Raw genomic sequence first — 26,174 nt, 5'->3', positions numbered from 1 at the left:
AGAAAGGGCATTGTTTGTTTTGTATTCAGATGGTTGGTGTTGAGTAAATATTTACTAAATGTGTTATAAAAATAAATAAAACTCTTTGTTTTTCTGGTTTTGACAGCTAATTGAATAATTTTTTAAGTTAAAAAGATAAAATAATGTTATTCGTAACTTGTTTTTTTTTAAATTTATAGTTCTTAAAAATATCAGATATGACTGTTAATCAAATACTAAGCACGAAAGGAAAAGAAGTTTATTCAGTACTTTCATCGACTACCGTTTACGAGGCTTTAAAAGTAATGGGAGAAAAAAACATTGGTGCCATCTTAGTAATAGATGGAACAGAGCTAAAAGGTATATTGTCAGAAAGAGATTATGCACGAAAAATTGTCTTAAAGGATAAATCTTCAAAAGAGACATTTGTTCATGAAATCATGGAAAGCAATGTGATTACAATAAGTTTGTCTGATAATTTAGACTCCTGTATGGAGTTAATGAGTAGTAAAAGAATTAGACATTTGCCTGTTGTAGATAATGGTATTGTGGTAGGAATTATTTCTATAAGTGACGTTGTGAAATCAATAATAGAAATTCAAAAGGACACTATTAATCACTTAAATTCCTATATATCACAATAGAATATGGTGTGAAAGAATAGCAAAAAATAGCCTAATTAATTTCAGGTTATTTTTTTTGGATTAAAAATAAAGCTGGTTTTTTGAAAAAAGAGTAATATAAAAGAATAAAAGAATAATATAAAAGCTTCCTTTTTAAGCCAAGTCTTATATCTTTGTAAGCTAGAATAAAATCTAAAAACAATGAATAAAGATAGTAAAAGAAGCGAGGCGTTATTGTACCATTCAAAGCCTACTCCAGGTAAGATTCAAGTAGTTCCAACCAAAAAATATGCAACCCAAAGAGATTTATCTTTGGCATATTCACCAGGTGTTGCCGAACCATGTTTAGAAATTGCAAGAGATGTAAACGAAGTATATAAATACACTGCAAAAGGGAATCTTGTTGCTGTAATCACTAATGGAACCGCGGTTTTAGGCTTAGGAGATATTGGTCCTGAAGCATCAAAACCAGTAATGGAAGGGAAAGGATTGTTATTTAAAATATTTTCTGATATCGATGTTTTTGATATTGAAATTGGAACAAAAGATATTGAAGAATTCATTCAAACCGTAAAGAATATTGCTCCAACTTTTGGAGGTATTAACTTAGAAGATATTAAGGCACCAGAATCTTTTGAAATAGAAAGAAGATTGGTAGAAGAGCTTAATATTCCGGTAATGCATGATGATCAACACGGAACTGCAATTATATCTTCGGCAGCTTTGATAAATGCTTTAGAGTTAGCAGATAAAAAAGCAGAAGATGTAAAAATGGTAGTTTCAGGCGCAGGATCTGCTGCTTTGGCTTGTGCTGATTTGTATGTTTTATTAGGAGTAAAAATTGAGAATATCTTAATGTATAACAGTAAAGGGCTTTTAACTAAAAATAACCCTGCATTATCTGCTTTACAATTAAAATATGCTAAAGATATTGAACCAATTGGTTTAGAAGAAGCTTTAAAAGGAGCGGATATATTTTTAGGATTATCATCAGGAGATATCATGACAGCTGATATGTTATTGGGAATGGCTGAAAATCCAATCGTTTTTGCAATGGCAAATCCTGATCCGGAAATCAATTATAACCTAGCTATTACAACTCGTAAGGATGTTATTATGGCTACGGGGCGTTCTGATTATCCTAACCAAGTAAATAATGTATTAGGATTTCCTTATATTTTTAGAGGAGCTCTTGATGTAAGAGCGACTAAAATTAACGAAGCAATGAAAATGGCTGCTGTTAGAGCGTTAGCTTCATTAGCAAAAGAGTCAGTTCCAGAGCAAGTAAATGTTGCTTACGGAGCGACTAAATTAGGATTCGGAAGAGAATATATAATTCCAAAACCTTTCGACCCAAGATTAATTACTGTAGTTGCACCGGCAGTAGCCAAAGCAGCAATGGAGTCTGGAGTAGCTTTAAATCCAATAACTGATTGGGAAAAGTATGAAGAAGAACTTTTGGCTCGTTTAGGAAATGACAATAAAATGGTTCGTTTGATTACAAACAGAGCAAAAATGGATCCAAAAAGAATCGTTTTTGCCGAAGCAGACCATTTAAATGTATTAAAAGCGGCCCAAATTGTATATGAAGAAGGTATTGGTTTTCCAATCTTATTAGGAAATAAAGAAATCATTCTAGAGCTTAAAGCTGAATTAGGATTTGATGCAGATGTTGAGATTATTGATCCTAAAACGAAAGATCAAGAAGAAAGAAGAAACCAATTTGCATCTTCTTACTGGTCAACAAGAGAGAGACGTGGAATATCTTTGCTAGATGCTCAAAAATTAATGCGCGAAAGAAACTATTTTGCTGCAATGATGGTTAATGAAGGAGAGGCAGATGCATTGGTAACAGGTCATTCTAGAAGTTATCCATCGGTTGTAAAACCAATGTTACAGCTTATAGAGAAAGCACCTGGTGCTTCACTTGTAGCTACGGCAAACATGATGATGACGAATCGTGGGCCAATGTTCTTATCAGATACTGCGATTAATATCAATCCATCAGCAGATGATTTGGCTAAAATAGCTGTTATGACAGCTAAAACAGCTAAAATGTTTGGAGTAGAGCCTGTAATTGCAATGGTTTCATATTCTAATTTTGGTTCTTCGACAAATCCAGGAGCTGCCAAAGTGAGAGAAGCAGTAGCTTACTTGCATAAAAATCATCCTGAATTAGTTATTGACGGAGAAATTCAAGCTGATTTTGCTTTGAACCCAGAAATGCTACAAGAAAAATTTCCTTTTTCTAAATTAGCAGGAAAGAAAGTTAATACACTTATTTTCCCTAACTTAGAATCGGCAAATATTACTTATAAATTATTGAAAGAATTGAATAAAGTAGATTCAATAGGACCAATAATGTTAGGTATGGGTAAACCAGTACATATTTTCCAATTAGGGGCAAGTGTAGAAGAAATGGTTAATATGGCAGCTATTGCTGTTATTGATGCTCAGGAAAAAGAAATTAAAAAGAATAATTTGATTAAATAATTTCAGGTAAAAAAGTATTGTTTAAAAATTGTGGTATTTTTACTTCAAATTTTACTATATTTGGCGCTGTTAACATTATATTATGATTGCACATTTGCAAGGAAAATTAGTTGAAAAGACGCCTACCGAAGTTGTTATCGATTGTGGTGGAGTAGGATATCATGTAAATATATCTTTACACACTTATTCGTTAATACCAAATAGTGATTTTATAAAATTGTATACGCATCTTCAAATAAAAGAAGATGCGCATACATTATTTGGTTTTATAGAAAAATCCGAAAGAGAAATCTTCAGGATGTTGTTATCGGTATCTGGAATTGGAGCTAATATTGCCAGAACAATGTTATCTTCATTAGATCCGAAACAAATTATTAATGCAATAGCATCGGGAGATGTGGGTGTAATTCAGTCAATAAAAGGAATTGGGAACAAAACTGCCCAACGAGTTATCCTTGATTTGAAAGAAAAAATTGTTAAATTGTACGATTTAGATGAAGTTTCAATGCTTCAAAACAATACAAACAGAGATGAAGCGTTATCTGCTTTAGAAGTTTTAGGATTTGTCAGAAAAACATCTGAAAAAGTGGTTGAAAAAATCATAAAAGAAGATCCTGAGGCGACTGTTGAGTCAATAATTAAGAAGGCTTTAAAAAGTTTATAAAAAAAAACGTACTTTAAAACACACGGACTATATGCATAAAATTTGTATTTTTTTGCTGGTTTTATTTTGTGGGTTTGTATCGGAAGCTCAGGTAAAACAGGAAGCTCAAGATACAACTAAAACAGGGTATTCTGTTGGTAAAATACAAATAAAAGATCCACAAAGTATTCTTTCCGCATATACTTACGACCCTATTACAGATCGCTATATCTATACTAATAGCGTAGATGATTTTTCGATTAATTATCCTATTATTTTAACGCCAGAAGAATACGAAGCTTTAATATTAAAAGAGTCTAGAAGAGATTATTTTAAGAAAAAAGCAGATGCTATTGATGGTAAAAAAGACGGAAGTGAATTAGCCAAAAAAGATTTACTACCTAGATATTATATTAGATCTGGACTTTTCGAATCTATTTTTGGAAGTAATACCATCGATGTAAAACCAACTGGTTCTGTCGAAATAGATTTAGGAGTTCGTTATACCAAACAAGACAATCCTTCCTTTTCTCCTAGAAACAGATCAAATCTTTCTTTTGATTTTGATCAGCGTATCAGTATGAGTTTACAAGGGAAAGTAGGTACTCGATTAAATGTAAATGCTAATTATGATACACAATCAACATTTGCATTCCAAAATTTAATAAAATTAGAATACACACCATCAGAAGACGATATCATTCAGAAAATTGAGGTTGGTAACGTAAGTATGCCGCTTAATAGTACTTTAATAAGAGGAGCACAAAGTTTATTTGGGGTAAAAGCTCAATTACAATTTGGTAAAACTACAATTACGGGAGTTTTCTCAGAGCAAAAATCTCAAAGTAAAAGTGTAGTAGCCGAAGGTGGAGGTACAGTTCAGGATTTTGATTTGTATGCTTTAAATTATGATAATGACAGGCACTTCTTTTTATCTCAATACTTTAGAGGTAAATATGATTCCTCTTTAAGAAAATACCCTTTTATAGATAGTAGAGTTCAAATAACAAGATTAGAAGTTTGGATTACTAATAAACAAAATAGAGTAAGTACTACAAATAACAATTTAAGAAACGTTATAGCACTTCAGGATTTAGGTGAGGCACAATTATCAGGAGTTCCAGATAGTGAAGTTGTGGTGCTTAATCCTTCAGCGGGAATGTTTCTTAATCCAATAAATTCACCAGCGAATAATAGTAATAATAAATATGATCCAAAATTAATAGCAGGTGGAACAGGTTATTTGAATAGTAATATTCGTGAAATTGTTACTTCAAGCTCAGGATTTAATGGTATTACAGTAAGTGAAGGACAGGATTATTCGAAATTAGAAAATGCAAGAAAATTAAATTCTAATGAATATACTTTTAATCCACAATTAGGATATTTATCGTTACAACAACGATTGGCAAATGACGAGGTTCTGGCAGTTGCCTACGAATATACAATGGGAGATCAGGTATTCCAAGTAGGGGAATTTGGTAATGATGGTGTAGATGGTACAGTAGTAACAGGTAACAATCCTTCAAATCAAGCAATCATAACGCAAAGTTTGATTTTGAAAATGCTTAAAAGCAATTTAACAAATGTTAAGAATCCGGTTTGGAATTTGATGATGAAAAATATCTATCAAATCCCTGGAGCATATCAAATAAAACAAGAAGACTTCAGGTTTAATATTTTATATACAGATCCGTCTCCTATAAATTATATCACGCCAGTTTCAGGGACACCATTTCCTCCAAATCCTACACCAGATAATAAAGTAGAAGAAACACCTTTGCTTAAAGTGTTTAATTTGGATAAATTAAACTACAATAATGACCCACAAACGGGTGGTGATGGTTTTTTTGATTTCTTACCGGGATTAACAATGGATGCTCAAAATGGTAGAATTATATTTACAACTAAAGAGCCTTTTGGAGAATTGTTATTCTCTAAATTATCAAATAGTACAGGAGAAGACTATCGTAATACAAGTACTTATAATGCAAATCAAAGCAAGTATGTATTCCGTAATATGTATGCTAGTACACAATCTGCAGCTTTACAGGATAGTGATAAAAATAAATTCTTATTAAGAGGTAAATATAAATCAACAGGAGGTGACGGAATTCCTATTGGAGCTTTTAACGTTCCTCAAGGTTCTGTAGTTGTTACTGCTGGAGGACGTGTTTTGGTTGAGGGAATTGATTATAGTGTAAACTATCAATTAGGAAGAGTTCAGATTTTGGATCCTTCGCTTCAGGCATCAAATACACCAATAGAGATTTCATTAGAGAATAATTCTATTTTCGGACAACAAACCCGAAGATTTATGGGAATAGATGTACAACATAAAATTTCTGAGAATTTTACTGTTGGAGGTACTTTTTTACAAATGACAGAGAAACCGTTTACACAAAAATCGAGTTATGGACAGGAATCTGTAAATAATATGATTTATGGTTTTAATACAAATTTCTCTACCGAGATTCCTTTCTTTACCCGATTAGTAAATAAATTACCATTTATAGATACGGATGTTCCTTCTAATCTTTCGTTAAGAGGAGAAATAGCCTTCTTAAAACCTGGTACTCCAAAAGCAGATAATTTTGAAGGAGAATCAACTATTTACGTAGATGATTTTGAAGGGTCGCAATCAACAATAGATATGCGTTCGGCATATGCATGGAGTCTTGCATCTACGCCAGAGGAGAATGCTGTAAGTACCTATAATTTTAATGCCAAAGCCAATGATATGAGTTATGGTTTTAAAAGAGCAAAACTAGCATGGTACACAATTGATCCAGTTTTTTATTCTTCTAAACCATCAGGGATAAGTAATGATGATTTATCATTAAACTCGACCCGTAGAATTTATAGTGATGAGTTGTATCCATTAACTGATATTGCACAAGGACAATCGCAAGTAGTAAACACATTGGATTTAACTTACTACCCATCAGAAAGAGGACCTTATAATAATAATTTAAATTATGCCACAAACCCAAAAGATAATTTTGGAGGGATAATGCGTGCTTTGAGCTCAACCGATTTTGAACAAGGAAATGTCGAATATATTCAGTTTTGGGTATTAGATCCATTTGTGGGAGCAGGAGAAACGGATCAAACCAATACAGGTAAGGTTTACTTTAACTTAGGAGAGATTTCAGAAGATATTTTGAAAGATGGAAGAAAACAATATGAAAATGGTTTAGGACCAGGTCAGATTGTGGTTAATCCTCAGCCTATGTGGGGAGATGTTCCAGCATCGCAATCTTTAATTTACGCATTTGACAACGATAGTGGTAATAGAGCCAATCAGGATGTAGGTCTTGATGGTTTACCAGATGCTAGAGAAGGGGCAGTTTATAATAATTTTGCCTCAACAAATGACCCAGCTGCAGATAATTATACCTATTACTTAAATGCTGATGGTGGTGTTTTAGATCGTTACAAGAATTATAACGGTGTTGAAGGAAACTCGAATGTAAATATAAACGATGCAAATAGAGCTTCGACAACACTTCCTGATGTTGAGGATATCAACAGAGATAATACCATGAATACGATTAATGCTTATTATGAGTATAGCATCGATATTAAGCCAAATATGGAAATAGGGCAAAATTATATTACAGATATAAAAAATACCCAAGTGACTATGGTAAATGGAGTAGTAACTGCTGCTAGATGGATTCAGTTTAAAATTCCAGTTTCGCAACCTCAAAATACAATTGGTAATATATCAGATTTTAGATCAATCCGTTTCATGAGAATGTTTATGACAGGATTTGAAAGTGATGTTACAGTTCGTTTTGGAGCATTAGATTTGGTAAGAGGAGAGTGGAGAAGATATACAAATACATTAGATCCTGCTGATGTTAATGTAGAAGATGATAATACGACTTTCGATGTTTCTGCTGTAAATATTGAAGAAAATAGTACTAGATGTCCAGTAAATTATGTTTCTCCTCCAGGAGTAGCGCGTGAGCAATTATATAATAATAATACAATTATTAATCAAAACGAACAGGCATTAGCATTACGAGTTGCTGGAAATGGATTGCAACCAAAAGATTCCAGAGCTGTATTTAAAAACGTAAGTGTTGATATGCGTCAATACAACAGATTAAAAATGTTTTTGCATGCTGAATCATTACCAAATGAACAGGTGTTGCAAAATGGACAAATGGTAGGTTTTATCCGTTTTGGAAATGACTTTACTCAGAATTTCTATCAAATAGAAATTCCTTTAAAAGTTACTATTCCAGTTTCTACGTCAGGTTCAGATTGTTCTCCTTTAAGCCCAGAAGTTGTTTGGCCAGAAGAAAATAATATTGATTTGGCATTGTCATTATTGACACAAATGAAAATTGAGGCGATGAAAATTGACCCAAATACACTTCCTCTTGATGGAATTTATTATCCGGATGATGATATAACCAAGCCAGATGGTGATGGAGATAGTACTTTGCGATTAGGGATAAAAGGAAATCCGAACTTTGGATTGGTTAGGAATTTAATGGTTGGTGTGAAGAATACAGAAACACATCAGGATATTAAAGGAGAAGTTTGGTTTAATGAATTGCGTCTTGCCGAGATGGACAATAAAGGAGGTATGGCCGCAATCTTAAATTTAGATACTAATTTTGCCGATTTTGCTACGGTTTCTGCAACAGGTAGAAAAAGTACTATAGGATTTGGATCTCTGGAACAAGGACCGAATGAAAGAAGTAGAGAAGATATACAGCAATACAATATCGTAACTAATTTGAATTTAGGTAAGTTATTACCGCCTAAATGGGGAATTAATTTACCATTTAATTACGCTGTTGGGGAAGAAGTAATTACGCCAGAATATGATCCGTTTAATGAAGATATTAAATTGAAACAGTTATTGGATGTAACGACAGATGCTGCCGAAAGAGATAATATAAAAAACCGTGCAATTGATTATACAAAGCGTAGAAGCATCAACTTTATTGGAGTTAGAAAAGATAGAGCGCCAGAGCAAAAACAACACGTTTATGACCCTGAAAACTTTACATTCTCGCAATCATATAATGAAGTGCAACGTCATGATTATGAAATTGCGAGTTACCGAGATCAACAGTCTAGTACAACTGTAAATTATGCATACAGCTTTCAGCCAAAGACAATTGAACCGCTTAAGAAAAATAAATTCTTTAAGAAGAGTGACTATTGGAAATTGTTAAGCGATTTTAATTTTAATTATTTGCCATCTAATATCTCGTTTAATACTAATATTATAAGACAATATAATCGTCAGGAATTTAGACAAGTAGAAAATGTTGAAGGTATTGGATTGGATCCAATGTATAGAAGAAACTTTGCTTTTAATTATCAGTATGGTTTTAATTTTAATCTTACGAAATCATTAAAAATAAATTATACAGCATCATCTAATAATATAGTTAAAAATTATATGAATGCAGATAATGAGCCAATTGAGAACTTTAGTATTTGGGATAGCTATTGGGACATGGGTACGCCAAATCAGCATATGCAACAATTGATTTTAAATTACGAAATTCCATTATATAAGATTCCTGTATTAGGATTCTTAAAAGCAAATTATTCTTATACGGGTGATTATAGCTGGCAACGTACTTCAGAGGCATTGTCTAGTTATGAGGATGGAAGTGGTAATTTTTATGATTTAGGGAATACAGTTCAGAATGCAAATTCGAATACATTTACGGCGACCATGAATATGAATACGCTTTATAAGTATTTGGGGCTTAATAATAAGGGAGGTGCAAAAGTTCCTAAGGCTAAACCAACTGTACCAAAACCAGGAGAGAAAGTAGTAAATACAAACCAACCATTGGTTGTAAATAGTGCATTTCATGATGGTTTAATGGGGGTACTAACAAGTATAAAAAATATTCAGGTAAACTATACTATTAACAGTGGAACTGTTTTGCCAGGGTATACACCAAGCGTTGGATTCTTAGGTTCATCTCGACCATCTTTAGGTTTTATTTTTGGAAGTCAGGATGATGTACGTTATGAAGCAGCTAAAAATGGTTGGTTAACAAACTATCAGGATTTTAACCAGAACTTCTCGCAAGTAACAAACAAGATGTTTAAAGCTACTGCGAATATCGATTTATTACCAGATTTAAAAATTGATTTGAGTGCAGATCGTGCTTATTCAGCAAATTTCTCTGAACAATATGATGTTGATGAAACTGGATTGTATCATGCGAGATCGCCATACAATTATGGTATTTTTTCAATCTCGACGATTTTAATAAAAACGTCATTTGCTACAAGCGATGAAAATTCATCATCGGCATTTGATGATTTTAGAAGTAATCGTTTAATAATTGCAAATCGTTTGGCAGAGGGCTACTATGGTTCAGGAGTTGAAATTCCAAGATATGGAGATGCAAATAATCCTATTCCAACTAACCCAACAGATCCTAAATATCCTTTGAGGAATATTTATATGTCAAATGAGGGATATCCAATAGGATATACAAAAAGTAATCAGGCAGTTTTACTTCCTTCGTTTTTGGCAGCCTATTCAGGAGGTGATGCATCAAAAAGCTCGACGGGTATTTTTAGAAACTTTCCACTTCCAAACTGGAGTATAAAGTACAATGGATTGATGCGTTATAAGTACTTTAAAGATAAATTTAAGCGTTTCTCTTTACAGCATAATTATAGAGCATCTTATACGATTAACCAATATCGTTCTAATTTTAAATATGATCAACATCCAGGAGAAAAAGATCCAGATACTGAGAATTTCTATAATTCGACAATTATGTCTAATGTCAATTTAGTAGAGCAATTTAGTCCGCTTATTAGAATGGATTTTGAGTTGAAAAGTTCGTTGAAAGTACTTACTGAAATTAAAAAAGACAGAGCATTGTCGATGAGTTTTGATAACAATCTATTGACCGAAGTTAAAGGGATGGAGTATATAATAGGTTTAGGATATCGTATTAAAGATGTGATTTTTTCATCGACATTGGCTGATAGTCCTACAGGAGTTATAAAAAGTGATATTAATATAAAAGGAGATTTGTCATATCGAAATAACAAGACCATGGTGCGTTATCTAGATTATGATAATAACCAACTTGCTGCAGGACAGAATATTTGGTCTGTAAAAATTACCGCAGATTATTCATTTAGCAAGAATCTAACGGCAATTTTTTATTATGATCATTCATTTTCTAAAGCAGTTATTTCGACCACGTATCCTTTAACGAATATTCGATCAGGATTTACAATTAGATATAATTTTGGAAATTAAATTTCAGATTCTAAAGTGGATTTGATTAGAAGATTGTTACATTTGCCCTATTAAAATTCAATTATCAATTATCAATAAGTATTTATTATGAATATACCAACAAGTTTAAAGTACACAAAGGATCACGAATGGGTTAGCATTGAAGGTGACGTTGCAACAGTAGGAATTACTCATTTTGCTCAAAAAGAATTAGGAGACATTGTTTATGTTGAAGTAGAAACTTTAGATCAAACGCTTGATAAAGACGAAGTTTTTGGAACAGTTGAAGCTGTAAAAACAGTTTCGGATTTATTTTTGCCATTATCAGGAGAGATTATTGCTTTTAATGACAGTTTAGAAAGTGCTCCAGAAACAGTAAATTCAGATCCTTACGGAGCTGGATGGATGATTAAAATTAAAATTTCTAACACATCAGAATTAGATTCTCTATTATCTGATGAAGCTTATAAAGAATTAATAGGTGCTTAAACAAATATTTTTTTTATGTTTGGCTTTATTGTGGACAGGGATTATCGTTTTTCTTTGTTTAACAGAGTCAAGTAATATCCCAACAATAAAAATTCCTTACATAGATAAATTAGTTCATTTTTGTTTTCATTTTGGTTTTACAATACTATGGTTTTTGTTTTTTAAAAAACAATTTAATAGCATAGATAATTATAAGCCGTTACTTGTTTCTTTTGTTTTTTCGATTTTTTTCGGACTTGCAATAGAGATTTTGCAAAGTAGATATACTTTAACAAGAAGTGCCGACATGATGGATTTTTTAGCGAATGCAATAGGAGCAACATCAGCAATAATAGCGGTGCTACTATTTAATAAGCTAATCTCTAAAATAGTAAATTAATAAATCCCACTTCGGTGGGATTTTTTGTTTTTAATATTTTTGGTAATGTAATATTTATGTTAGTGATTGTACTTTGTTTAAGCTTAATTAAAAGTAACGGTTTATACCAAACTTATCTCAATATAAAATGTATTTTTGCCAACCAGGATTTAATACAATTAATTTATTATACCCATGAATATTAGACAATACTTAGATTCAACATATTTAAAAACTGCTGAGCAAGCTAATTTGACTGAAGCAGAAAATACACAGATAGTTAAAGATGCAATTGAAGAGGCTATAACTGAGCGTTTCAAATTGATAATGATTCGTCCGGATAAAGTTAGTTTGGCGAAAGAAATGATCTCGAAGGCAGAATCAAATCTCTTGATAGGTACTGTGATCGATTTTCCTGAAGGGAAATCAAATTTAGAAGCAAAGCTTGCGGAAGCAAATGTAGCAATACAAAACGGAGCTGATGATTTAGATTTTGTATGTAATTATGAAGCTTTTAAAAATGGGGAAATTGATTTAGTAAAAAATGAGATTTTGCAATGTACACGTTTGGGATTGACCAATAAAAAAGTTGTGAAATGGATTATAGAAGTCGCAGCACTTAACGATACCGAAATTATACAGCTGTCGGCATTAATAAAAAACATAATCATTCAAAATTTTGATGAAAATGATTATTTTTCTGTTTTTGTAAAATCATCAACTGGCTTTTATAAAACAGAAAATAATTTGCCAAATGGAGCAACAGTTCCAACAATTATAATGATGCTTGAAAATGCTTCGCCGCTTCCTATAAAAGCTGCTGGTGGGGTAAGGTCATATAATGAGGCTGTCGAAATGATTAATCTTGGAGTGAAGCGTATAGGAACTTCAAATGCCAAAGCAATTGCAAACGGAGAAACTTCACAAAACCAGTATTAAATTCACAACCAAAACCACCGTATGAACAAAGGTTTTTTGACTTTTATTATAGCATTTTACTCTTTAATGGCTGCTTCTCAAGAAGCAAATAATTTAACTGTTAAGTCTAGTTTTACTTCTGAAGAATTTCCAATTTTTCCAACTTGTGAGAATTTAAAATCAAAAGCTTTAGAAAATTGTTTCTATAGCGAGGTTCAGGATTTTGTATTTAAAAATTTTCAGATTCCTTCAAATTTAAAACAGAACAATTATAAAGGTGATGTAAAAGTCCTTTTTGAAGTGGACAGAAATGGAGAATTTAAGGTTATATATGTTAATGCTAATAATGATGAATTAGTTCAGGAAACAAAACGTGTTTTTGCTACATTTCCTAAAATTAAGCCGTCTACTTATGATGGAAAGCCAACGTATTCTAAATATACGATAGTAATTAATATACCATTAAAAACGACAGGGCAAATTTCTGAGGAAGCGATAGCAGCGTCAAAGATCATTAAACCTGATACTGCACCTATGACAGAATTGGATAGTATTGTTTATAAAAAATATACAAATCCAGAGTTTGAAAGTAATTTAAATATTCCTTTTTCTCATAGTTATTACGCCCAATTTGATGGGGCTTTAAATAAAGTGGGGAGTAATAATCACACAGCTTCAAAGCCATATACGTATGCAGAAGTTTCAAAATATTATAATCTTAAAGCGGTGAATGAATCGCTTAAAAAGAATGTTTCTGGTTGGTGGGGGCGTAAACTTTGGAATGAAAGTTTAGTCGAAATAGAAGGAGAGGGATATTGGTTTACATTAAACGCTATTGTAGATTTACAAGTAGGTAAGGATACAAAAAGTGATATTTCTTATACTTATGTAAATACAAGAGCACTTAATTTTAGAGGTGGTCTAGGTAAGCATCTTAATTTTACTACGACAGTTTTTGAAAGTCAGGGAAGATTTGCAGATTATTATAATAGTTATGCTGAATCGATAAAGCCTTCGGGTGGAAATCCTGCTGTAATTCCTGGAATTGGAATTGCTAAAGCTTTTAAAACTGATGGCTATGATTTTCCTTCTGCGGAAGCAAATTTGACTTATAAGCCAGGTAAAATTTTTGATTTTCAATTGGGTTACGGAAGAAATTTTATAGGAGATGGATATCGTTCTTTATTAGAGAGTGATGGAGCAAGTCCGTATCCGTATTTTAAAATGAATACTACTTTTTGGAAAATAAAGTATACCAATACTTATATGTTTCTTAAAGATGTTAGACCCGATGCAACAGTCGATAAAACTTATGCCAGTAAATATATGGCAAACCATTATTTAAGTTTAAATGTTACAAATAGATTAAACTTAGGTTTCTTTGAGTCAGTAATCTGGACCAATAGTAATGACCGAGGTTTTGATATGGCTTTTGCTAATCCGATTATTTTTTACAGATCGGTTGAGTTTGCTTCTTCTTCTAGAAGCGGTAATGCTTTACTTGGTTTAACTGCAAAGTATAAATGGAATAATCAAATTAATTTGTATGGACAATTTCTTCTGGATGAATTTTCAGTCGGTGATATGGGAAGTGGAGAAAAAAGCTGGAAGAATAAATTTGGATATCAGTTAGGAGCTAAGTATTATAATGCATTTCATGTGCCTAATTTATTGATGCAATTAGAGTATAATCATGTGCGCCCGTATGTGTATTCTCATAGCGCTGTTATAACAAATTATGGTCATAATAATCAAAGTATTGGGCATCAATGGGGAGGTAATTTTAGCGAATTTATAGCTATTGCTCGTTATCATAAAGGAAGGTATTTTGCAGATGCAAAAATTACGGTTGGAACCAGAGGTTTGGATTTTGATACTGCGGAAGATTCATTTAATTATGGATCGGATATTTATAAGAGTTATGATGTAAAAAGACCTTATAATACAGGTGTAGAAGTTGGGCAAGGGAATAAAACATCGGTTTTTATTACCGACATTCAGGCGGGTTATTTAGTTAATCCAGCTACAAACTTAAAATTCTTTGGGAGTTTAATTTATAGAAACTTTGATCCGACTAAAGATACTGCGGCAAATTTTAAGCAAAGTACAACATGGTTTACTTTAGGATTAAGAGCAGATGTCTTTAATTGGTATTTTGATTATTAAAATATTTAGTAAGATTTTTTGCAGATGATTCGGTTTTATCGTGAAATTGAAGCATGTTTAGTGCTTTCTATTGAAAAAATGTAATTTTATCGTCCTAAATTCTGCAATCTAATTTGTACATTTGCACCAGTTTTGAAAAAACCAAAATAACAACGCATTGGACGCAACACAAAATACACTTTCACTCAAATCTATTTTTAATGATTTCAAAGAAATCACAAAAGCAGGACTCGCCGTAAGTGTTTTGTTCTCTTCGATAGCTGGTTACCTACTTGGTTTTGATGATCAACATCCATTTCAATGGTCGGTACTTTTAGTTTTAGCAATTGGAGGATATTGTATGGTAGGAGCTTCAAATGCTTATAACCAAGTTATCGAGAAAGACCTTGATGCTTTAATGGACAGAACAAAGAATCGTCCAGTTCCTTCAGGAAGAATGTCGCCTAAAGTTGCTTTGCTTGTAGCGTCTTTACTTACAATTATTGGATTAACTTTACTTTATACAATCAATCCTAAAACAGCAATGTTTGGTGCGATTTCAATTTTTTTATATACCAGTGTTTATACACCATTAAAAACAGTGACTTCTTTGTCTGTTTTTGTAGGTGCTTTTCCAGGAGCGATACCATTTATGTTAGGGTGGGTTGCAGCTACAGGAGATTTTGGTATTGAAGCAGGAACATTATTTCTAATTCAGTTTTTTTGGCAATTTCCTCATTTTTGGGCTATTGGTTGGTTCTTGTATGAGGATTACGAAAAAGCAGGGTTTTTTATGCTTCCAACAGGAAAGAAAGACAAAGGAACTGCATTACAGGTTATATTATATACGATTTGGCTTATTATAGCATCGCTTTTGCCATCTTTAGGATATACAGGTAAATTGTTTATTACGCCAATAGCGGCAATTTTAGTGTTCTTATTAGGGCTTTGGATGTTGTTTTATGCAGTTCGTCTGTATAAATTAAGAACGGCTAAAGCAGCTAGAACATTGATGCTGGTAAGTGTTTCTTATATTACCTTGTTGCAGTTGATTTTTGTATTTGATAAATTTTTAAGATAGTTATGGAAATGACAATGACAAAAGATGAAGATAGAGCAAGAAGCGCTAAGTCATCTAAATTGATTTTATTGTTCGCAATGGTTAGTATGACCATGATGTTTGCTGGGCTTACCAGTGCCTTTGTGGTTAGTAAGTCAAGAACCGACTGGTTGAAGGACTTTCAGCTGCCTTCAGCGTTTTATTATAGTACTTTAGTGATTATTGGTTGTAGTGTTACTTTTTATTTAGCTAAAAGAGCTATTCAAAAAGACAATAGAAAAGCGACAACTAACTTACTTTTGACTACTTTAGCATTAGGAATTTTATTTGTGGTTTTACAGTTTGCAGGATTTGAACAAATCGTTGCAGATGGCTATTATTTTACAGGAGCGGAGAGTTCTATAACGACTACTTTTCTTTATGTTGTAACGGTTACACACTTGTTTCACCTAGCTGGAGGGATTATTTCTCTTTTAGTTATTATTTATAATCATTTTAAACAGAAATACAATTCGACTCAAACTCTTGGAATAGAACTAGGTGCAATGTACTGGCACTTTCTTGATTTCTTGTGGGTCTATTTATTTTTATTTTTATATTTCTTTAAATAAGAAAAAAACGTAAATTTGGGAACTTTTTAACGAATATCTTTTATGGAAGCGACAGTTACTACTGCAAATAACGAAGAAAAAACTTGGGGAGGCGGCAATGAGCCATTAGGAGCAAGTTATGGTAAAATGATGATGTGGTTTTTTATCGTATCGGATGCCTTAACGTTCTCTGGATTTCTTGCGGCTTATGGTTTTTCTAGATTTAAATTTATTGAAACTTGGCCATTGGCTGATGAAGTGTTTACTCACTTCCCTTTTATGCATGGTGTTCCTGCACCTATGTATTATGTCGCATTAATGACATTTATTTTGATTTTTTCATCTGTAACAATGGTTTTGGCTGTTGATGCAGGACATCAAATGAAAAAAAGCAAAGTTGCAGTATATATGTTTTTAACTATTATTGGAGGTTTGATTTTCGTTGGGTCACAAGCTTGGGAATGGAAAAATTTTATCAAAGGTGAATACGGAGCTGTTGAAACAAAAGGAGGAAGTTTACTTCAGTTTGTTGATAAAGACGGGAAACGTGTTGCTCTTGCAGATTTTGCAGTAAAATTACCAGAAGGTAGAGAAGCATTAACTAGAGACAAAGGAAAATGGTTTATGAGCGATGCAGAAACATTGCCAACATATTCTGTTGCCGAAGTTCAAGCTGGTTTTAAAGCACATCCTGAATTGTTAGTAAGAACAGAAGTCCTTACTAAGGAAAAGAAAAAAACTGTTCTTTCTAGAGAAGAGTCTGAATTGAGATTAAGTCAGGCACATTACGTTGTAGAAGGTGCTAATTTGGTTAGAAACGAATACGGAAATAAATTATTTGCTGATTTCTTTTTCTTTATTACAGGTTTCCACGGATTTCACGTAATCTCTGGGATTATCATCAATATCATTATCTTTTTTAATGTATTGTTAGGTACTTACGAAAAAAGAAAGAGCTACGAAATGGTAGAGAAAGTTGGTTTATACTGGCACTTTGTCGATTTAGTTTGGGTATTTGTATTCACGGTTTTCTACTTAGTTTAATTTTAGATCTATATTATTATGTCACACGAATATGTATCACATACAAAAAGAATCTGGTTCGTTTTTGCACTACTATCAGCTGTAACAACAGTAGAGGTTATTTTAGGAATCTACAAGCCAGGAGTATTAGAGTTTAATCATTTTATAGGTTTAAATTTATTGAATTGGATATTTTATATCTTAACAATATATAAAGCTTATTATATAGTATGGGCATTTATGCACATGGAAGGTGAAAAAAGCAGCCTAAGATGGTCTGTAGTTTCAACGGTTATTTTCCTAGTTTTATATTTATTGTTTATTCTTTTAACTGAAGGACATTATATTTATGGGGTTTTTAAAGATTCTACTATTAAATGGAATTTTTAACATGATATTAATTCAAAAAGAGGGTACGCATTGCGTACCTTTTTTTATTTTTGTACTTTAAATTTTTCCCTTCTATAATGAAAAAAAATATAGTCCTTTTCGTTCTCTTCGTTCTGCCTATAGTTGCTTATCTCTTTTTTGCTTCTGGCGTGAATGGTTTTACTACTTTGCCTGTTATAACACCTAAAGTTGCCGACTTAGGAAACTGGGAATCCTTGAGAGGTGAAAAAGTAAGTCTGGATAACAAAATAACAATACTCGGTTTTTCTGGAACTGAGATTTTAAAAAATCGTGGAAATTATTTTAATTTAAACGAAAAAATTTACCAACGCTATCACACTTTTCAAGATTTACAATTTGTTGTAATTTGTCCTTTGGGAACTGAAGAAGATACTCGTAAAGTAGTAGATGCTTTAGCTGCTTTTACAGACGTATCACAATGGCATTTTGTTTTTGCTTCACCAGACGAAATCAATACGTATTATAATCAATTGCATTTAGTTGGAAAACTAGATCAGCATCTAGGTACGCCTAATGTCTTTATTGTTGATAAGGGACGTAATTTAAGAGGTAGAAAAGAAAAGAAAGATTACAAGGAAGGATATAATACTTTTCATCCATCTGAACTAAGTAACGAAATGCTCGATGATTTTAAGATAATCCTTTACGAGTATCGTGCGGCCCTTAAGAAGAATCATAATGCAACCAAACAACTTTAAAATTATATTGCCATGTTTAAAAACAAATCATATATCGGAATCTCATTTATAATATTGATTTTTGGTATTTATGCTATTCCTAAAATTATCGATAGAGTAAAAAATGATACTGTTGTAAAAGGGAGTCGTTTGGATAGTGTTAATTCAAAAGATGCCAAGGATGATGGGAAATTAGTAAAAATTGGACCAGCTCCTAAATTTGAATTAACAAATCAGGATAACGTTAAAATTTCAAATGAAACGTATAAAGGAAAAGTATATGTTTTAGAGTTTTTCTTTACAACGTGTCCTTCTATTTGTCCTAAGATGAATTTGAGTATGTTAGAAATTGAGAAAAAGTTTTTTGGGAATCCTAACTTCGGAATTGTATCTATAACTATTGACCCTGCTCATGATACGCCTCAAGTATTAAAAGATCATGCTAAAATGCTTGGAGTTAAATCTTCTAATTGGAATTTTTTGACAGGAGATAAAAATGTTATCATGGATTTATCTAATAAAGGATTTAATCTATATGCTGGTGCAAATAGTAAAGTAAGCGGAGGATTTGAACATTCTGGTTTATTTGCTTTGATTGATAAAAATGGTAATATTCGTTGTCGTAAAGATGATTTTGGAAATCCAATTCTTTATTATGACGGATTAAATAAAAAAGGAGTTAGAGATATACAACAAGATATAAATATATTATTAGAAGAGTAAGATGGAGGATAATTCATTAGAAAAAAAATACAATAAGTACATCATACTTGTTTCAATCGTAATTCCAGTTGTAGTTGCTATTTTATTTGGAGTTAAACTTAAAGATTTTGGATATAATGTTGAGCCGCTTTCTTTCTTGCCGCCTATTTATGCTACAATAAATGGTATTACAGCATTAGTTTTGATTATTGCTGTAATGGCTATCAAAAAAGGAAATCGCAAGCTTCACGAACGCTTAATGACTACGGCAATTGCACTTTCGTTAGCGTTTCTGGTAATGTATATTGCATATCATATGACATCAGATTCTACCAAATTCGGCGGAGAAGGTGCAATTCGATATGTATATTTCTTTATTCTGATCTCACATATTTTATTATCTATTGCAATTGTTCCATTGGTTTTAATAACGTATGTTCGTGCAATCGCAAATACATTTGACAAGCACAGAAAAATTGCAAGAATCACATACCCGCTTTGGTTATATGTTGCTATTACCGGAGTAATTGTTTATTTAATGATTTCCCCTTATTATGTTTAATATAAATACAAACAACAAGAAACAAGGTGTTTCTAGACTAGCAAAGATTAGTTTCTTGTTGGTTATTTTTTTCTTTAATTTATCTGTCAATGCACAATGCGCAATGTGTCGCGCTGCTCTGGGCGGAGATGAAAATACTAAGCAAGCCGAAGCAGTAAATGATGGAATTGTTTACCTTATGGTAGTTCCGTATTTGCTTGTTGCAGTAATTGGTTACTTGATCTATAGAATGTATCAGTCTAAAAAGAAGAACGCGTAAACTAGGATTTATTTCAAACCATTTACAGAAACATTCACAGTTCCGTTAACTTTTATAAAAGCAATAATGGCTTGATTTGTTAATTCTACTTTTTGGAATTCTATGTCTTCCATTTTTCCATTTACATAAACACCAGGCATAGGCGAATAGTTCTTAAGATAATTAAGCATACTTTGTTTTCCTTCTTCTAAATTAGGTTGAATAGAATAACGACAACTTTCTTTCATTTTGTTTAAAATAAAGCCTTGTAATAGCCAGTTGGCAGTACGAGTTAGTCTGCTTTTTGTATCAAGAACATAGTCTAGTTGGTCAAAATAAAGTTCCTTAGTTTGCGGGTTGTATTTAGGGAAACCATTTAGATATAAAGTTCCATTTACGGCTCCTAGGACATCTAAGGCAATAATCATCTTTCCGTCTTTGTGCCAGATTTCAACATTCTTAACAGTTATTTTTTTGCTTCCAGTACCAAACTCTTGCCCTGCAAAATTTTTAGTCATAATTTTAGATGCATCTTTGTAACTAGAAACTGCAGCGATATTAGCTGTAATTTGTTTTGGGATTTTAGATACTGGTTTTAAAACTATTTTAGAAGCACTAAATTTGGTTTCAGGTTGTTTACCAATTATAGTCTCCATATTACATTTCATTCCCATTTCTAGTAAAAAAGAATCATTTTTTAGCTTAGCGTCAGAAGAATATATTTCGATAGGTACAATTCTTAGCCAGCTGTCATATTCTTGATTCATCTGGAATGGAGTACATATTTTTTCTAAGGCAGCCAAAACATTTGGTTTAAAGTCCATTGACTTTTCTATTGCAGCATCGATACTTTTTTCTAATTTTGATTTGAAAATAGAAATGGCTGGATTTATAAGATAAGTTACAGGCATATTCTTTCCAAAAACACTCATAGTTGGGCTCTCATTCCAATCTAATGATTTTAATTCGGTTTTAGTGTTCAATTTCCAATTGGTCAGCCCCACTGAGCTAACTAATGTAATTACTCCATTTAAATTAAATTCTCTGGTATCGTATAGCTCTACGCCTAATTGTTTGGTTCCTATTCTATATTTTACAAGTGCTTTTAAAGGTAGAATAGTTTTGATTTTCTTATCAGGATTGGCTGGATCATTCTCAATTCTTATAGGAGCCAATTTCCATATTTTGATTTCGATATCGTCATCTTCAATATTATTGTCTTCGTAAATTAAACCAGTAAGTAAAGTATTAGTTTGGTTTTCAATGTCTTTTAGTTTTACGGTAATAGGCAAGTTTATGAATGAAGGAGTGTTGTCGTATATCAATGGGCTAGCATCATCGGGCTCAGGCTTTAATGTTGCTAATTTTTGAGAAGAAGAACAGCTAGTTATAAAAGTGATAACTATTGAGAGGGCTAGAAACGATATTAATTTCTTCATTATATTTTTTTTAAGATGCAAAATTAAGAAAACAAATATATTTTAAGATTAAAGTGTAACATTTTGATAGAGATTTAGTCTTATTAGTGTAATAGGTTAAAACTATTAACATTTCGTTATATTGAATTACTTGGCAAAATAAGTATTATTGTTTTAAAATTAACAAACCATGATTGAAATTAAAGACTTACATAAATCCTATAAAATGGGAAAATCTGAATTACATGTGTTGAAAGGAATTAATTTCAATATTAAAGAAGGAGAGTTGGTTGCTATAATGGGGTCATCTGGTTCGGGAAAATCAACATTGCTAAATATTTTAGGAATATTAGATGAAGCCGATTCGGGAGAATATATTCTGGATAATGTGCCAATTAAAAATCTTAATGAAACAATTGCATCTAGATACAGAAATAAATTTTTAGGTTTTGTTTTTCAATCCTTTAATTTAATTAATTATAAAACGGCATTAGATAATGTTGCTATGCCACTATATTATCAGGGTATAAAAAGAAAAGAACGTTATGAAATTGCCTTGGCTTATTTAAAAAAAGTTGGTTTGGATTCGCATTCACACCATTTACCAAGCGAACTTTCGGGAGGGCAAAAACAGCGTGTGGCAATAGCCAGAGCATTGGCTTCAAACCCAAAAGTATTATTGGCAGATGAGCCAACCGGAGCTTTGGATACAAAAACATCATATGAAGTAATGGAACTGATTCAGGGAATCAATGATGAAGGAAAAACAATTTTGATTGTAACACACGAGCCAGATATTGCAGCAATGTGTAAAAGGAATGTAGTCTTGAAAGATGGACTAATTATCGATGATAAATACGTAGAACAAGTAAGAGCATCAGCTTATGTTTAATATTGAGCGTTGGCAGGAAATATTTGAAGCAATTTCCAAAAACAAATTAAGAACCTTTCTTACAGGGATTTCTGTTGCTTCAGGAATTTTTATATTGGTTATTCTTCTAGGTGCAGGTAAAGGACTTCAGAACGGAATCGAAAAACAATTCGAACGTGATGCTGCAGGTATTATAGAGGTTTGGACAGGTGTTACTACAAAACAATATAAAGGACTAAACCCAGGAAGACAAATTCAGTTTAGAAATAGCGATTATTCACAATCAGTTCAAAAATTTGAAAATCAGTTGGATAAACGAGCTTCAACATATAATTTTTGGGGTGCGAGTGTAACTTATGGGAAAGAATCTTCAAGTTATCAGTTTAGAGGTGTAGATCCTGATTATTTAGGAATCGAAAATGCTACCATTGTAATGGGAAGATTTATAAATAGCAAAGATTTGGCTAATTATGAAAAAGTCGCAGTAATTGGGATGAAAATAAAAACAGACTTATTTAAGGATAAAAACCCGCTTGGAGAACAAATTTCTATAAATAAAATCAATTTTAAAGTTGTTGGAGTTTTTACTGATCCGGCTGGAGAAAGAGAGGAAACCAGAGTTTATTTGCCAATGACTACAACTCAAAGAGCTTATGGAATTGGTGACAAAGTAAGTAATTTGTTTTTTACATTAAACAAAAAAGCTTCATATGAAGAAGCATTGGCAGAATCTGAAAAATTTACTGCGGATTTAAAGCAACTTTTAAAGACTAAAAATGTTGTAGCTCCAGATGATGATAATGGTATTGGGGTTTACAACTCGGTTAAAGATGCAAAACAAGTTTATGACTTGAATCTTTATATCAGACTGTTTTTTTGGTGGGTAGGGATTTGTACTATAATAGCAGGTGTTGTGGGAGTTAGTAATATTATGTTAATTATAGTAAAAGAAAGAACGAAAGAAATTGGGATAAGAAAAGCACTTGGAGCTTCGCCAATATCGATAGTTGGAATGATATTACATGAGTCTATTTTTATCACTACAATTGCAGGTTTTATTGGTTTATTGGCAAGTTTATTATTACTGGAAGTAGTAGGGCCAATGATAAAAAGTGAATTCTTTTTAAATCCAGAAGTTGATTTTAATGTGGCGTTGACCACTTTAGTTTTGCTCGTATTTGCGGGAGCAATGGCTGGTTTTTTTCCAGCATACAGAGCAGCAAAAATAAGACCTATTGTAGCACTTAGAGACGAATAATTATGTTTGATAGAGATAATTGGGAAGAGATTTTAGAAGCTTTAACGGCTAATGTGTTTAGAACAGTGCTTACCGCTTTTGGTGTGTTTTGGGGAATATTCATTTTAGTAATCTTACTCGCAGCAGGAAATGGTTTAGAGAATGGTGTTAAAAAAGGATTTGATGGTATTGCAACAAATACCATGTTTATGTGGAGTCAAACTACATCAAAACCCTACAAGGGATTGCCTAAAACACGACGTTATGATTTTAAAAATAGTGATGTCGCAGCTTTAAAAGAAGCTTTGCCAGACTTATTATATGTGTCTCCTCGTAACCAATTAGGAGATTCTAATGATGGTGTTAATAATGTTGTTCGAGGTACTAAAACTTCGGCTTTTACTATTTTTGGTGATTATCCGGAGCTTATTAAACAACAGCCTATGGATATTATAAAAGGGCGTTTTATAAACCAACAAGATATTAAAGAAAATAGAAAAATTGCCGTTATCGGAAAAGGAGTTATAAGCGGACTTTATGGAAAAGCCGAAGAAGTTATAGGAACATACATTAAGGTGAATGGTGTAAATTTTATGGTTGTAGGAGTTTATCATTCTAAAAATCAAAATAATGGAAACGCTGAAGCGGAACAAAAAAATATATTTGTGCCATTTACTACCTTTCAGCAAGCCTTTAATTACGGAGATAAAGTAGGATGGATGGCGCTTACCGCAAATGATAAAGCTTCTATAACTGATTTAAAGCCAAAGATCATAGAAATAATAAAAGAAAGGCATTCTATTAATCCTATTGATGATAGAGCAGTTGGGAATTTCGATTTGTTTGAACGATTTAATCAAGTGCAAGGATTGTTTACAATCTTAACATTCATTGCTTATTTTGTAGGTACCTTAGTTTTAATTTCTGGAGTTATCGGAATTTCTAATATTATGCTTATAGTGGTAAAAGAGAGAACCAAAGAAATAGGAATTCGTAGAGCATTGGGGGCAACACCTGGAGCTATTCGCAGACAAATACTTTCGGAATCTATATTCTTAACTATTATATCTGGAATGTTAGGTATTGCTGTTGCAACTGGGGTTATTGCAATTCTTAATATGGTATTGGCTTCGATGCCTCAAGAAGGAGAAACGATGTTTGCGAATCCAACGGTAGATTTAAGAGTTGTTTTTGTGGCATTATTAATATTAGTAGGGTCAGGTTTGCTGGCAGGATTTATTCCGGCACAAACTGCAATAAATGTAAAGCCAGTAGATGCTTTGCGAGCAGAATAAATTATCAATCAATAAAATAATCGATTAAACAAAAAACAAAATGAAAAAAGGAGTAACCATAACCGTTTTAATTTTTATCGCAGTAGTTTTCTTCGGGGCTTTGTATTACTTGTATGCAAAAAATCAAGAGTCGCCAATTGTTTATCAAACAGAAAAAGCTGAGATAAAAACGATAGTTAAAAATACAATTGCGACAGGGAATATTCAGCCTGATGAAGAGGTACTTATCAAACCTAATATTTCGGGAATTATCGAAGCTGTTTATATAAAAGCAGGAGAGACTATAAAAGCAGGAGACATGATTGCTAAGATTAAAGTTGTTGCAAATGTTTCGAATGTAAGTAACACTCAAAATCAAGTTCAGACAGCTAAGATTGCATTAGATAATCAAGAAAAATTATATCAAAGACAAAAAACATTGTTTGATAAAGGGGTAATTTCTGCAAATGATTTTGATGCTGCACAAGTGGCTTACAAACAAGCAAAACAAACTTATTTATCTTCTAAACAAAGTTTTGATATTGTAAAAACAGGAACTACATCTGGATTAGGAAATTATGCTAATACTTTAATTCGTTCAACAGTAACGGGAATGGTACTAGATGTACCTGTAAAAGTAGGTAATCAGGTTATCGAAAGTAATAACTTTAACGAAGGAACTACAATTGCGAGTGTGGCAGATGTGGGAAGAATGATTTTTGTTGGAAAAATTGATGAATCTGAAGTTGGAAAAATCAAAGAAAAAATGCCAATTGAAATTACCGTTGGAGCGATAGAAAACAAAAAATTTGATGCAATTTTACGTTATATTGCGCCAAAAGGAGTGGTAGAAAATGGAGCAATTCAGTTTCAAATAAAAGGGTCACTTGAAAATAGAGATGATACATTTATTAGAGCAGGTTTAAGTGCAAATGCATCGATTATACTAGATAAAGCAGAAAAAGTTTTGGCTATAAAAGAATCATTGGTACAATTTGATAAAAAAACTCAAAAGCCATATGTTGAAGTAGAAACTGCACCACAAAAATTCCAAAGAAAAGACCTTGTTTTAGGTGTTAGTGATGGAATTTATGTTCAGGTGAAAAGTGGTATTACAGCTACAGATAAAATAAAAATTTGGAATCAAGGCTTGATAAAAGAAGAAGAGAAAAAATAAGTAGCAGTTAGAAAAAAAGAATTTTTGGTTT

At 32.3% G+C, this 26,174-nt stretch carries 21 protein-coding genes; 20 read left to right on the top strand and 1 reads right to left on the bottom strand.

Features of this window, described 5'->3' with window-relative positions:
- Positions 1-197: 197 nt before the first annotated feature.
- The 16 genes from ACJ6WR_RS07315 (at position 198) to ACJ6WR_RS07240 (ending at position 20,187) form a co-directional block, all read left to right on the top strand.
- The gene (locus ACJ6WR_RS07315) at positions 198-623 is read left to right on the top strand and encodes a CBS domain-containing protein (RefSeq protein ID WP_039114892.1); all 426 of its coding nucleotides are present in this window, start codon (positions 198-200) and stop codon (positions 621-623) included.
- Between the two features lie 180 nt (positions 624-803).
- Positions 804-3,095 (top strand): NADP-dependent malic enzyme, encoded by a 2,292-nt coding sequence (locus tag ACJ6WR_RS07310; RefSeq protein WP_039114890.1) that lies wholly within the window; start codon positions 804-806, stop codon positions 3,093-3,095.
- Positions 3,096-3,177: 82 nt separating this feature from the next.
- The gene (gene ruvA / locus ACJ6WR_RS07305; protein ID WP_035617819.1) at positions 3,178-3,759 is read left to right on the top strand and encodes a Holliday junction branch migration protein RuvA; all 582 of its coding nucleotides are present in this window, start codon (positions 3,178-3,180) and stop codon (positions 3,757-3,759) included.
- Between the two features lie 31 nt (positions 3,760-3,790).
- Positions 3,791-11,014 carry a cell surface protein SprA gene (gene sprA, locus ACJ6WR_RS07300; protein ID WP_409417466.1) on the top strand — a complete coding sequence of 2,408 codons (7,224 nt, stop codon included), beginning with the start codon at positions 3,791-3,793 and terminating at the stop codon, positions 11,012-11,014.
- An 87-nt stretch (positions 11,015-11,101) separates the two neighbouring features.
- Positions 11,102-11,482, top strand: a complete 381-nt coding sequence (gene gcvH, locus ACJ6WR_RS07295) for a glycine cleavage system protein GcvH (RefSeq protein WP_039114886.1) — start codon at positions 11,102-11,104, stop codon at positions 11,480-11,482.
- Positions 11,475-11,861, top strand: coding sequence for a VanZ family protein (locus ACJ6WR_RS07290; protein ID WP_240474753.1), 387 nt, complete (start codon positions 11,475-11,477; stop codon positions 11,859-11,861). The genes gcvH and ACJ6WR_RS07290 overlap by 8 nt, the downstream gene beginning before the upstream one ends.
- Positions 11,862-12,035: 174 nt before the next feature.
- A complete protein-coding gene (gene deoC, locus ACJ6WR_RS07285) occupies positions 12,036-12,779 on the top strand; it encodes a deoxyribose-phosphate aldolase (protein ID WP_039114884.1) in 744 nt (247 codons plus the stop codon).
- 21 nt (positions 12,780-12,800) lie between these two features.
- Positions 12,801-14,924 carry an energy transducer TonB gene (locus tag ACJ6WR_RS07280; RefSeq protein ID WP_409417465.1) on the top strand — a complete coding sequence of 708 codons (2,124 nt, stop codon included), beginning with the start codon at positions 12,801-12,803 and terminating at the stop codon, positions 14,922-14,924.
- A gap of 157 nt (positions 14,925-15,081) precedes the next feature.
- Positions 15,082-15,984 (top strand): heme o synthase, encoded by a 903-nt coding sequence (gene cyoE / locus ACJ6WR_RS07275; RefSeq protein WP_409417464.1) that lies wholly within the window; start codon positions 15,082-15,084, stop codon positions 15,982-15,984.
- A 2-nt stretch (positions 15,985-15,986) separates the two neighbouring features.
- A complete protein-coding gene (locus tag ACJ6WR_RS07270) occupies positions 15,987-16,574 on the top strand; it encodes a heme-copper oxidase subunit III (protein ID WP_039114879.1) in 588 nt (195 codons plus the stop codon).
- 42 nt (positions 16,575-16,616) lie between these two features.
- Complete coding sequence (locus ACJ6WR_RS07265) at positions 16,617-17,597, top strand: cytochrome c oxidase subunit 3 (RefSeq protein WP_039114878.1); 981 nt, start codon at positions 16,617-16,619, stop codon at positions 17,595-17,597.
- An 18-nt stretch (positions 17,598-17,615) separates the two neighbouring features.
- On the top strand, positions 17,616-17,966 hold the full coding sequence (locus tag ACJ6WR_RS07260) for a cytochrome C oxidase subunit IV family protein (RefSeq protein WP_039114877.1): 351 nt from the start codon (positions 17,616-17,618) through the stop codon (positions 17,964-17,966).
- A gap of 77 nt (positions 17,967-18,043) precedes the next feature.
- A complete protein-coding gene (locus tag ACJ6WR_RS07255; RefSeq protein ID WP_039114876.1) occupies positions 18,044-18,685 on the top strand; it encodes a hypothetical protein in 642 nt (213 codons plus the stop codon).
- Positions 18,686-18,697: 12 nt separating this feature from the next.
- Positions 18,698-19,387, top strand: coding sequence for an SCO family protein (locus tag ACJ6WR_RS07250; protein WP_409417463.1), 690 nt, complete (start codon positions 18,698-18,700; stop codon positions 19,385-19,387).
- A 1-nt stretch (position 19,388) separates the two neighbouring features.
- Positions 19,389-19,928 carry a DUF420 domain-containing protein gene (locus tag ACJ6WR_RS07245; protein ID WP_086894632.1) on the top strand — a complete coding sequence of 180 codons (540 nt, stop codon included), beginning with the start codon at positions 19,389-19,391 and terminating at the stop codon, positions 19,926-19,928.
- A complete protein-coding gene (locus ACJ6WR_RS07240) occupies positions 19,921-20,187 on the top strand; it encodes a hypothetical protein (RefSeq protein ID WP_323488660.1) in 267 nt (88 codons plus the stop codon). Before ACJ6WR_RS07245 ends, ACJ6WR_RS07240 begins: the two co-directional genes overlap by 8 nt.
- Positions 20,188-20,195: 8 nt before the next feature.
- Here ACJ6WR_RS07240 and ACJ6WR_RS07235 read toward each other — a convergent pair whose 3' ends face one another.
- Complete coding sequence (locus ACJ6WR_RS07235) at positions 20,196-21,605, bottom strand: DUF4403 family protein (protein ID WP_323488661.1); 1,410 nt, start codon at positions 21,603-21,605, stop codon at positions 20,196-20,198.
- A gap of 169 nt (positions 21,606-21,774) precedes the next feature.
- On the opposite strand from ACJ6WR_RS07235, the gene ACJ6WR_RS07230 reads away from it, so the two are divergent.
- From ACJ6WR_RS07230 to ACJ6WR_RS07215, 4 genes are read left to right on the top strand one after another with little or no spacing between them, the layout of a single operon-like run.
- Positions 21,775-22,476 carry an ABC transporter ATP-binding protein gene (locus ACJ6WR_RS07230; RefSeq protein ID WP_035617842.1) on the top strand — a complete coding sequence of 234 codons (702 nt, stop codon included), beginning with the start codon at positions 21,775-21,777 and terminating at the stop codon, positions 22,474-22,476.
- Positions 22,469-23,713 carry an ABC transporter permease gene (locus ACJ6WR_RS07225; RefSeq protein ID WP_039118370.1) on the top strand — a complete coding sequence of 415 codons (1,245 nt, stop codon included), beginning with the start codon at positions 22,469-22,471 and terminating at the stop codon, positions 23,711-23,713. The genes ACJ6WR_RS07230 and ACJ6WR_RS07225 overlap by 8 nt, the downstream gene beginning before the upstream one ends.
- A 2-nt stretch (positions 23,714-23,715) precedes the next feature.
- A complete protein-coding gene (locus ACJ6WR_RS07220) occupies positions 23,716-24,987 on the top strand; it encodes an ABC transporter permease (RefSeq protein WP_409417462.1) in 1,272 nt (423 codons plus the stop codon).
- A 40-nt stretch (positions 24,988-25,027) separates the two neighbouring features.
- A complete protein-coding gene (locus ACJ6WR_RS07215; protein WP_039114865.1) occupies positions 25,028-26,143 on the top strand; it encodes an efflux RND transporter periplasmic adaptor subunit in 1,116 nt (371 codons plus the stop codon).
- Positions 26,144-26,174 lie beyond the last annotated feature (31 nt).

It is taken from the genome of Flavobacterium sp. PS2 (genome assembly GCF_046250155.1).
Taxonomy (GTDB): Bacteria; Bacteroidota; Bacteroidia; order Flavobacteriales; family Flavobacteriaceae; genus Flavobacterium.
Note: the sequence above shows the minus strand (reverse complement) of the source record. Positions and strands in the feature narration are given on the sequence as shown.

Excerpts from the sequence above, each read along its gene's own strand:
- ACJ6WR_RS07220 (WP_409417462.1), top strand. The coding sequence starts at position 23,716 with ATGTTTGATAGAGATAATTGGGAAGAGATTTTAGAAGCTTTAACGGCT.
- ACJ6WR_RS07250 (WP_409417463.1), top strand. The coding sequence starts at position 18,698 with ATGTTTAAAAACAAATCATATATCGGAATCTCATTTATAATATTGATT.
- ACJ6WR_RS07230 (WP_035617842.1), top strand. The coding sequence starts at position 21,775 with ATGATTGAAATTAAAGACTTACATAAATCCTATAAAATGGGAAAATCT.
- deoC (WP_039114884.1), top strand. The coding sequence starts at position 12,036 with ATGAATATTAGACAATACTTAGATTCAACATATTTAAAAACTGCTGAG.
- ACJ6WR_RS07260 (WP_039114877.1), top strand. The coding sequence starts at position 17,616 with ATGTCACACGAATATGTATCACATACAAAAAGAATCTGGTTCGTTTTT.
- ACJ6WR_RS07240 (WP_323488660.1), top strand. The coding sequence starts at position 19,921 with ATGTTTAATATAAATACAAACAACAAGAAACAAGGTGTTTCTAGACTA.
- ACJ6WR_RS07235 (WP_323488661.1), bottom strand. The coding sequence starts at position 21,605 with ATGAAGAAATTAATATCGTTTCTAGCCCTCTCAATAGTTATCACTTTT.
- ruvA (WP_035617819.1), top strand. The coding sequence starts at position 3,178 with ATGATTGCACATTTGCAAGGAAAATTAGTTGAAAAGACGCCTACCGAA.
- sprA (WP_409417466.1), top strand. The coding sequence starts at position 3,791 with ATGCATAAAATTTGTATTTTTTTGCTGGTTTTATTTTGTGGGTTTGTA.
- ACJ6WR_RS07255 (WP_039114876.1), top strand. The coding sequence starts at position 18,044 with ATGAAAAAAAATATAGTCCTTTTCGTTCTCTTCGTTCTGCCTATAGTT.
- ACJ6WR_RS07225 (WP_039118370.1), top strand. The coding sequence starts at position 22,469 with ATGTTTAATATTGAGCGTTGGCAGGAAATATTTGAAGCAATTTCCAAA.
- ACJ6WR_RS07245 (WP_086894632.1), top strand. The coding sequence starts at position 19,389 with ATGGAGGATAATTCATTAGAAAAAAAATACAATAAGTACATCATACTT.
- ACJ6WR_RS07265 (WP_039114878.1), top strand. The coding sequence starts at position 16,617 with ATGGAAGCGACAGTTACTACTGCAAATAACGAAGAAAAAACTTGGGGA.
- ACJ6WR_RS07280 (WP_409417465.1), top strand. The coding sequence starts at position 12,801 with ATGAACAAAGGTTTTTTGACTTTTATTATAGCATTTTACTCTTTAATG.
- ACJ6WR_RS07270 (WP_039114879.1), top strand. The coding sequence starts at position 15,987 with ATGGAAATGACAATGACAAAAGATGAAGATAGAGCAAGAAGCGCTAAG.
- ACJ6WR_RS07310 (WP_039114890.1), top strand. The coding sequence starts at position 804 with ATGAATAAAGATAGTAAAAGAAGCGAGGCGTTATTGTACCATTCAAAG.
- gcvH (WP_039114886.1), top strand. The coding sequence starts at position 11,102 with ATGAATATACCAACAAGTTTAAAGTACACAAAGGATCACGAATGGGTT.
- ACJ6WR_RS07315 (WP_039114892.1), top strand. The coding sequence starts at position 198 with ATGACTGTTAATCAAATACTAAGCACGAAAGGAAAAGAAGTTTATTCA.
- ACJ6WR_RS07215 (WP_039114865.1), top strand. The coding sequence starts at position 25,028 with ATGAAAAAAGGAGTAACCATAACCGTTTTAATTTTTATCGCAGTAGTT.